This is a genomic window from Frankia sp. AvcI1 (genome assembly GCF_001420875.1).
Lineage (GTDB): Bacteria > Actinomycetota > Actinomycetes > Frankiales > Frankiaceae > Frankia > Frankia alni.
The window spans coordinates 248743-257121 of sequence record NZ_LJFZ01000007.1 but is presented as its reverse complement, the minus strand read 5'-3'; the positions used below and the strand labels follow the sequence as shown (position 1 = coordinate 257121).

Here is an 8379-nt window from a genome sequence, read left to right as displayed (position 1 = left end):
GGCCAGAGGTGTCATCGATCAACGGACACGACGATCGTCCCACCCACCACCGACAAAAACCCAACCCAAGATCAACCATGGCGGGGTGCGACGCCGGAAGCCCACACCCGGCGGCGCAGCCGAAACCCCAGCCGACCCCGAACCCAGAATATGATCATGGTGTTCCGCGGAACCGCCCGCACCGCCGGACCGCAGGCCGGACCCCGCCGATCATGTCCGGAGCAGAGTCCCGCCCCGGCCCGGCAGCAACACCGGCACGGCACGGGCGTGGAGCCCGCGGCGGGACGGAACCCATCCGGTGCCAGAACCGCGCCCCGCCCTGACCTCGACAGCAGGAAACGATCATGGTGTTCCGCGGAACAGCCACACGCGAGTCCGGGGGCTGACTTGGGCGCGGAATCCGCGGGCGGGACTCAGCTGTCGAGCCGTCGAGGTCAGGCGGTGGCGGTGACGGACTCGCGTAGCTGCTTCTTGAGCGCCTTGCCCATCGCGTTGCGGGGGATGGCGTCGAGCAGCTCCAGCCGTTCGGGCGTCTTGTAGACGGCCAGGCCCTTCTCGCGGCAGAAGGCGGCCAGGTCGGGCAGGGTGAGCGGGCCCGCGCCCTCGGCCTGCACCACGAACGCGGCGCACCGCTCGCCGGTGCGCAGATCGGGCAGCCCGACGACGGCGACCTCGGCGATGCCGGGATGGGTCAGCAGGACGTTCTCCACCTCCAGCGCGGAGATGTTCTCGGCGTTGCGGACGATGACGTCCTTGAGCCGCCCGGTGATGTACAGCCAGCCCTCGGGGTGGTGGATGCCCAGGTCACNGGTGTGGAAGTAGCCGTCGGGGGTGAAGGCCTCGGCGTCGAGGGAGGCNTCGACGTAGCCGGCGAACAGCTGCGGGCCGGCGATGCACAGCTCGCCCTCCTCGCCCCGCGGGACCTCCGTGCCGTCGGGGTCGCGGACGCTGATGCGCACACCGGGGCCCGGGCGGCCCGCGGCGGTGCGCAGCCGCTCGGGCGGATCGCCGGGCGACGGGTAGCCGGCCATCGGGAACTCGGTCAGGCCCCAGCCGTTCATCAGGCCGTCGCCGCCGAGTTCCGCGATGGCGCGGTCGTGCATTCCGGGCTCGCTCGGCGCCCCGCCGGCCATGAAGAACCGCAGCCGGGCGAACAGCGGCTCCGGGCCGTCGCCGTCGGCGCGCTGGGCGTTGTAGGCGGCCTGGGCGTTGAAGTAGGCGTGGAAGTGCGGCGCGGCGCTGCCGAGCATCGTCGAGCCGTGCCGCGCCAGGGCCAGCGGGGCCGTGCGGGGGTCGAAGATGTCGACGAGCACGACCTTGCAGGCCGTCCGCAGGCCCAGCGACAGCACGCTCGACCCGCCGATGTGGGCGATCGGGAAGGCGATCGAGGCGACGTCGGTCTCGTCGAACCCGAGCTGGGACACCATCGAGTTCGACCCCGCGATGACGGAGGCGTCGGTGTGGCGCGCTCCCTTGGGGAAGCCCGTGGTACCCGAGGAGTAGAACACCCAACGCACGTCGGCGTCGGCGTCGCCGGTGGGCGGCGGGGGCGGCGGGGGCAGGGTGGCGGGGTCCCCGAGCGGCAGCGGGAAGTCGCCGAACCAGTCCGTGTCGACCGGCGGNCCGGTCAGCCGCGCCGTCGCCGGGTCTGGCGGCAGCCAGGGATCGCAGACCATCGTGCGCAGGCCGCGCCGGGCCGCGATGGTCTCGGCCATCGGCCGGTAGTCGTAGCCACGGAACACCGCCGGGACGATCAGCAGGGTCGTGCCGAGCTGCTCGACGATGAAGTCGACCTCGGCCTCGCGCAGCAGGGGGATGATCGGGTTCTGCACCGCGCCCAGGCGGGACAGCGCGCTCATCAGCACCGCGCTTTCGATGGTGGTCGGCAGCTGCCAGCTCACCTGGGTGCCGGCGCCGACCCCCGTCGCGGCCAGGCCGGCGGCGACCCGCAGGGCCAGCTCGCGGAACTCGCCGAAGCTGATCCGGCGGTCGTGGTTGTCCACCAGCATCGGCAGGTCCGGCGTTGCCGCGGCCCGCGCTTCCACCAGCTCCCACCACTGCCGCAGCGACGCGTCAGCAGAGCTCATCGACCTNGCCTCCCAACCGTCCGGACCTCTCACGGCACAGCCCGCGCGACGCCGCACCACCGCAGCATCTGACTCTGCAGCGTCTGACACTGTGTCTACAGCAATCAGAAGGATCGGGAAAGGTGCGGCGCCGGCCTGCCCGCGCCGCCCGCGCCGCCACCCCGAAAACTACTCTCAGTAATTACAAGATGGCGGTAGCCGGGAGCACGCGGGGCCGAAAACGGGCATATCCCCGAACCCGCGCCGCATTCCGTTCCGTGACGTCGATTCACCACCGTCTTCGCGCCGAGGCCACCCCAGACCGAGCCGCGCCGAGCCGCGACACCAGGTCCGGGAAGCGGCCCACGATACCCGCCAGCGCGAATAGCGCGCCGCGAAATACGATACTCCGCCGCCAGAACGGCGAGATTATACGCAGTCATTCCCGGCCCCGGGCCGCCTTTTCGACGTCGCCGCACGGCCGAGCGGCCCAACCCGCCGCCTGGTCGGGTCCGGACTGCACGCCGATGCCGGCCGGGTGGTCGATCTGCCAGGTGACGGCACCTGTCCCTCTGGTTAGCCGGGCCCTCGCGTCCCGCCGGAGGCCGCCCGGCGGGCCCCGTCCGGCCGGCGGCGCCCCCGGCGGTAGCGTGCCCACAACCCCACCCGGGTGTGACATTGACGTCAGAACGCCCAGGCGGGAAGATGCGGCTCCCGCGGGCGGATCGGCGGGGATTCAGGGTCTCCACGCGAGCTGGCAACCGCCATCCCGCCCGCATTGACAATTCATCACGGCGATCGACCGGTCGCACTCCGACCGCGCGTCGGCGCCGCCGGTCGAGCACACCTGACAAGGGGATACACCGATGGCACCGAGGCGACGACGGACCCTGTCCGGCTGTATCGCAGCCTTCGCCGCTTTATTACTCACCGTGTCGGCCTGTGGGGGCAGCAGCGATGGTGGGGCGAAAGCCGACGCCCCGCCCGCCAACGCCACGGCGGCACCCACCGGAACACCGTTGAAGATCGGTAACGTCGGCCTGTACAGCGGCGCCTTCGGCCCGCAGAACCAGCGCGGGCTCGACGCCCTCGTCGCCTGGTCGAAGTGGGTGAACGCGCACGGNGGCATCGCCGGCCACCCGGTCGAGGTGATCAGCCGGGACGACCAGGGCGACCCGACCAAGTCGATCGCCGCCGTCCACCAGCTCGTCGAGCAGGACAAGGTCCTCGCCCTCGTCGGCAACTTCGCCGGCGCCACCGACGGCTCCTGGCGCAGCTACGTCGAGCAGCACAACATCCCCGTCATCGGCGGGATCACCACGACGGCCCAGTACGGCAAGTCGCCGATGTTCTTCGCCGCGACCTCCAACTCGGTCGAGTACCTCACCGGCGAGGTGTACAGCGTGAAGCTCGCCGGCTCGCCGAAGTTCGGCACCGTCGTCTGCGCCGAGCAGGCCGCGTGCGCGGAGGCCAACGGCCTGATCTCCGGCATCTCCGCCCGCCTCGGGATCGCCTCGGCGGGTGTGCAGACCGCCTCGGCCTCGGCGCCGAACTACACCTCGCAGTGCCTGTCGCTGCGCAGCGCGGGCGTGAAGGCCGTCATCACGAACGTGCCCGCCCAGGTCACCGAGCGGCTCATCAAGGACTGCTCGACGCAGCGCTACCAGCCGACCTACGTGTTCTCCGGCGGCGTGTTCCAGCCCAACCTCATCCAGCCGGCCAGCGAGGGCGCATGGCTGACCTCCGGGGCCCCGCTGTGGTTCGGCGACAAGCCCTACCTGGCCGATTTCAAGGCCGCCCTGAAGCAGTACACGAAGAACGACCCGGACGGCTTCGCCAGCCGCGGCTGGCAGGCGGGGCTGTTCTTCGCCGCCGCGGCGAAGAACGTCTCCGCGACGCCGACCAGCGCCGAGATCCTCGACGGCCTGTACGCGCTGAACGGCCAGTCCCTCGGCGAGTGGTCGCCGCCGCTGACGTTCGCGAAGGGCCAGCCCAGCAAGGTCGGCGCCTGCAACTGGTACGCCAAGGTCGTGGGCGGCAAGCTGACGACCCCCAAGGGGGACAAGCCCGTCTGCGTGGAGAACTGATCCCGGGCGCGATCCGCCGCTGATCGCCCCCGCTCCACCCCACCCCGCTCCGCTGCCGGTCCGGTCCCGCCGTCGCACGGCGGGACCGGACCGGCAGCCAGGTCAGCCAGTCCGCCGTCAGCCGGTCAGCCGGTCAGGGTGCGGGTGCGGCTGAGTGCGGTGTCGACGAGCGCGTCGAGCGTGGTCAGCTTCACCCGCGGGCGGCCCGCCGGCTCGCCGGACGCCCGCTCCGCCGCGTCGATGAGCCGCCAGCCGGCCTCCGTCACCAGGTCGGGCTGGTGCTCGCGCAGCCAGGACGCGTCCTCGCCGACCGGATCGACGCCGCCGGCCCGCGGGCGGCGGGCCAGCCGGCCGTCGGCGACGTCGGCCAGCAGCGTGGCGACCGTCTCCACGGCGCACTTGCGGTTCGTCCCGATGATCCCGGTCGGGCCGCGCTTGATCCAGCCGGCGACGTACTCGCGCTCCGTCCCGGCGACCCGCCCGGCGTCGTTGGGGATGATCCNGCGGCGATCGTCGAACGGCAGGCCCACCAGCGGCAGGCCCTTGTAGCCCACCGCCCGGACCACCAGGTCGNCCGGGAACACCTCCCGCTCGCCGGTGTCGACGGCGCTGACCCAGCCCTCGGCGTCCACCTCCAGCCGGTTGCGGGCGAACACCACCTCGGCGACCCTGCCCTCCCCACGGATCTCCACCGGGGACCGCAGGAACCGCAGCGCCATCCGCCGGGTCCCCCCGGCCGGCTGGGACGCCTGCGACACCTCGGACGCCTGCGACGGCAGGGCTGCGGCGTAGTCGCGCAGTACGGCCAGGTTGCGTCGGATCAGCCGCGACAGTTTCTCCTCGCCGGGCTGCTCGGCGACCTCCGCCGGGTCGACGTCCACCGCCGCCCCGGTGAACTCCGGCAGCTCGCGCAGCTCGGCGGTGGTGAACGCCGCCTGTGCCGGCCCGCGACGGCCCACCACCACGACCTGCTCGATGGCGCTGGCGCGCAGGGCGTCGAGGGCGTGGTCGGCGATGTCGGTCGCGGCCAGCCGCTCGACCGGGGAGCACAGGATCCGCGCCACGTCGAGCGCGACGTTGCCCGCACCGATCACCACCGCGCGCCGGCCGGACAGGTCGGGTGCCCGGTCGGCGAAGTCGGGATGGCCGTTGTACCAGCCGACGACGTCCACCGCGGGCACGCTGCCCGGCAGGTCCTCGCCGGGGATGCCCAGGCGCCGCTCGCCCTGCGCGCCCACCGTGTACACCACCGCGTCGTAGCGCTCGACCAGCTCCTCGCGGGAGACGTGCCGGCCCACCTCGACGTTGCCGAAGAAGCGGAAGCGCTCGTCGGCCGCGGTCGCCGCGTACACCGACGACACCGCCTTGATCTTCGGATGGTCCGGCGCCACCCCGGCCCGCACCAGGCCCCACGGCGTGGCCAGCCGCTCGTAGAGGTCCACCCGGACCGGGACGCCGGACTGCTCCAGCAACGCTCCCGCGGTGTAGAAGCCCGCCGGACCGGAACCGATCACGGCAACGGTCAGGGGGGCGTTCACGGCATCATCGGCCATACGGCGACTCCTTCTGACGGACGGCGGCCACCCGGCCAGATCCCCACCGGGCGACCGCACGGACACGCCCTCGACCGGCCGACGCGTGCCACTGGACGGATCACACGCACGATCCTCCGATGACACCGGCCGGCGGGTCGACCGATCGGCTCGAACCGCCCGTGTCGGCGCGTCGGGTGTCGGCGCGTCGGGTGCCGGCGCCGGCGTCGCGGTCAGGCACCCGAGGCCTGGCGGCCGGCGGGCACCAGCGGCGAGTCCGCGGCGAAGCCCTCGACGGTCACGCGGCGGCGGGCGAACCGCCACGTGCCGTCGACCTCGACGACCTCGTCGCGGTAGGTGCCCCAGTGGTCCGCCCCGCGGACGCCGACGAACTGGAAGCAGGCGTACGTGGCGGCGCCGCCCTCGGGGCGGGGGTCGATGTAGACCGAGCTGAGGTGATGGCGGCCCGGGAGGATGTCGACGGAGCGGAAGCTCTCCCCCGCGCTGCGGAAGTAGGCTTCGATCGCGTCCCGGCCGACGTTGGTGTCGTCGTCGATTCGGAACACCGCGTCGGGCAGGAAGAGGTCGACCAGCGGCCCGAGCCGGCCGGAGTCGGCGAAGTACGTGTAGGACGCCAGCAGGTGGGCGGCGCCGACGCGGGTTCGCAGCTCAGCGTTGTCCATGGGGATCTCCGATCGGGACGGCGGCGGGAACGGGGACGCGGTGCCGCGGGCCGAGCCGGAGCGCGGGAGGCTGCGCGACAACTGGCGTGAACAGCACGTCAGATGCCCCCTAGCCTGCCACGGCCGCAGGGCACCTGCGCAGGTTTGCCATCCGCCCGTCCACCCGGCCACACTCGTTGACGTGACCGTCAGATTCGGGCTAGCGTCCGGATCTGGTCAGGGTGGAGGACTGTGGTGCTGGTGCATGACGAGGATCTCGACGTTCTGATCGTCGGCGCGGGCTTCGCCGGCATGTACGCGGTGCACCGCCTGCGCGGGCAGGGGCTGCGGGTGCGGGCGTACGACGCGGCCGACGACGTCGGCGGCACGTGGTACTGGAACCGCTACCCGGGCGCCCGCTGCGACATCGAGAGCCTGGAGTACTCCTACTCCTTCTCCGAGGAGCTCCAGCAGGACTGGCAGTGGAGCCGGCGCTTCCCCGAGCAGCCGGAGATGCTCGCCTACGCCCGCCACGTGGCCGACCGCTTCGACCTGCGCCGCGACATCGAGTTCGCCACCCGGATCGCGTCGGTGACGTTCGACGAGGCCGACGGACGCTGGCGGGTCACCACCGACCGCGGTCAGCGGGTCCGCGCCCGGTTCTGCGTGATGGCGACCGGGTGCCTGTCCGTGCCCAACATCCCCGACATCCCGGGGGCCGACCGCTTCGCCGGGCGCGTCCTGCACACCGCGACCTGGCCGGACGAGGAGGTCGACCTGGCCGGCCAGCGGGTGGGAGTGGTCGGCACCGGCGCCTCGGGCATCCAGTGCATCCCGCTCATCGCCCGGGTCGCGGGCCATCTGACCGTGTTCCAGCGCAGCGCGAACTTCAGCGTCCAGGGGTTCAACGTGCCGCTGGACCCGGAGCTGGCCCGCGAGCGCAAGGCGCACTACAGCGAGTACCGCGAGCGGGCCCGGCGTTCGTTCGGCGGGATGCTGCTGCGCCAGAACCGCGTCCACGCCCTCACCGCCTCGGCCGAGGAGCGCGACCGGGAGTTCTCCGCGCGTTGGGGGCTGGGCGGCTTCGAGTACATGGCCGCCTTCGACGACCTCATCTTCGATCCGGCGGCCAACGACCTCGCCGCCGACTACGTCCGCGACAAGATCCGTCAGATCGTGCACGACCCCCAGGTCGCCGCGACGCTGACGCCGACCGACCACCCGATCGGCACCAAGCGGATCTGCGTCGACACCGACTACTACGACACGTTCAACCGCGACAACGTCACCCTCGTCGACGTCCGCCGCGACCCGATCACCGAGATCACCGAGACCGGGGTGCGGACCGGCGGGCGGGTACACGAGCTGGACACCCTCGTCTACGCCACCGGCTTCCACGCGATGACCGGGGCACTGCTGGCGATGGACATCCGCGGCCGCGGCGGGCGCCGGCTCGCCGACCACTGGGCGCACGGACCGCGCACCTACCTGGGCCTGGGGATAAGCGGGTTCCCGAACCTGTTCGTCGTGGCGGGCCCCGGGAGCCCCTCGGTGATCTCCAACGCCTTCGTCTCCCTGGAGCAGCACGTCGACTGGATCGGCGACTGCCTGGCCTACCTCGACGCCCGCGGCCTGGCCACCATCGAGGCGGACCCCGCCGCCGAGGAGGACTGGGTCGCGCACGTCAACGAGGCCGCCGCGCGCACGCTCTACCCGCAGGCGAACTCCTGGTACCTGGGGGCCAACATCCCGGGCCGGCCGCGGGTTTTCATGCCCTACGTCGGCGGGGTCGGCCGCTACCACAAGCGCTGCGCCGCCGTCGCCGCGGAGGGCTACACCGGCTTCACCCTCAGCGCCTAGCCAGCCCGGTCTGNCACCCCCGCCCCCGCGCGGCGAGGTGCCTGGGAGCGGCGCTACCTGTCTCTTCCTCAGGGATAAATCGGACGGTCGAACCCTGTGGAAGAGCCATGGAGGCGCTCTCCCACGCATCCGCCGCCGACCCGCGAAGCGCCCCGCAACCGGCTACGCCTCG

The 8379-nt window shown here is 72.4% G+C and carries 5 protein-coding genes and 4 pseudogenes; 3 read left to right on the top strand and 6 right to left on the bottom strand.

The window, feature by feature from the left end; all coding sequences use genetic code 11:
• Positions 1-434 precede the first annotated feature (434 nt).
• The 4 genes and pseudogenes from UK94_RS46690 to UK94_RS46675 form a co-directional block, all read right to left on the bottom strand.
• Positions 435-808, bottom strand: a pseudogene (locus UK94_RS46690) (cyclohexanecarboxylate-CoA ligase); the annotation flags it as partial.
• A 1-nt stretch (position 809) separates the two neighbouring features.
• Positions 810-857: pseudogene (locus UK94_RS46685) on the bottom strand (hypothetical protein); the annotation flags it as partial.
• 1 nt (position 858) lies between these two features.
• Positions 859-1622: pseudogene (locus UK94_RS46680) on the bottom strand (fatty acid--CoA ligase family protein); the annotation flags it as partial.
• A 1-nt stretch (position 1623) separates the two neighbouring features.
• Positions 1624-2087, bottom strand: a 464-nt coding sequence (locus tag UK94_RS46675) for an AMP-binding protein (RefSeq protein WP_268761273.1), incomplete at its 3' end; no start/stop codon positions are given.
• Positions 2088-2932: 845 nt separating this feature from the next.
• Between UK94_RS46675 and UK94_RS46670 the strand changes: the two are divergent.
• Both UK94_RS46670 and UK94_RS10225 read left to right on the top strand, forming a co-directional pair.
• Positions 2933-3189, top strand: a pseudogene (locus tag UK94_RS46670) (branched-chain amino acid ABC transporter substrate-binding protein); the annotation flags it as partial.
• 1 nt (position 3190) lies between these two features.
• Positions 3191-4153: ABC transporter substrate-binding protein (locus UK94_RS10225; RefSeq protein WP_235487281.1), on the top strand; the 963-nt coding region annotated here is incomplete at its 5' end.
• A gap of 574 nt (positions 4154-4727) precedes the next feature.
• Here the strand turns inward: UK94_RS10225 and UK94_RS10220 are convergent.
• Positions 4728-5706, bottom strand: a 979-nt coding sequence (locus UK94_RS10220; protein WP_235487279.1) for an FAD-dependent oxidoreductase, incomplete at its 3' end; no start/stop codon positions are given.
• A gap of 212 nt (positions 5707-5918) precedes the next feature.
• Complete coding sequence (locus UK94_RS10215; RefSeq protein ID WP_011604536.1) at positions 5919-6368, bottom strand: nuclear transport factor 2 family protein; 450 nt, start codon at positions 6366-6368, stop codon at positions 5919-5921.
• 234 nt (positions 6369-6602) lie between these two features.
• On the opposite strand from UK94_RS10215, the gene UK94_RS10210 reads away from it, so the two are divergent.
• Positions 6603-8207 carry an NAD(P)/FAD-dependent oxidoreductase gene (locus tag UK94_RS10210; protein WP_235487277.1) on the top strand — a complete coding sequence of 535 codons (1605 nt, stop codon included), beginning with the start codon at positions 6603-6605 and terminating at the stop codon, positions 8205-8207.
• Positions 8208-8379 lie beyond the last annotated feature (172 nt).

Excerpts from the sequence above, each read along its gene's own strand:
- UK94_RS10215 (WP_011604536.1), bottom strand. The coding sequence starts at position 6,368 with ATGGACAACGCTGAGCTGCGAACCCGCGTCGGCGCCGCCCACCTGCTG.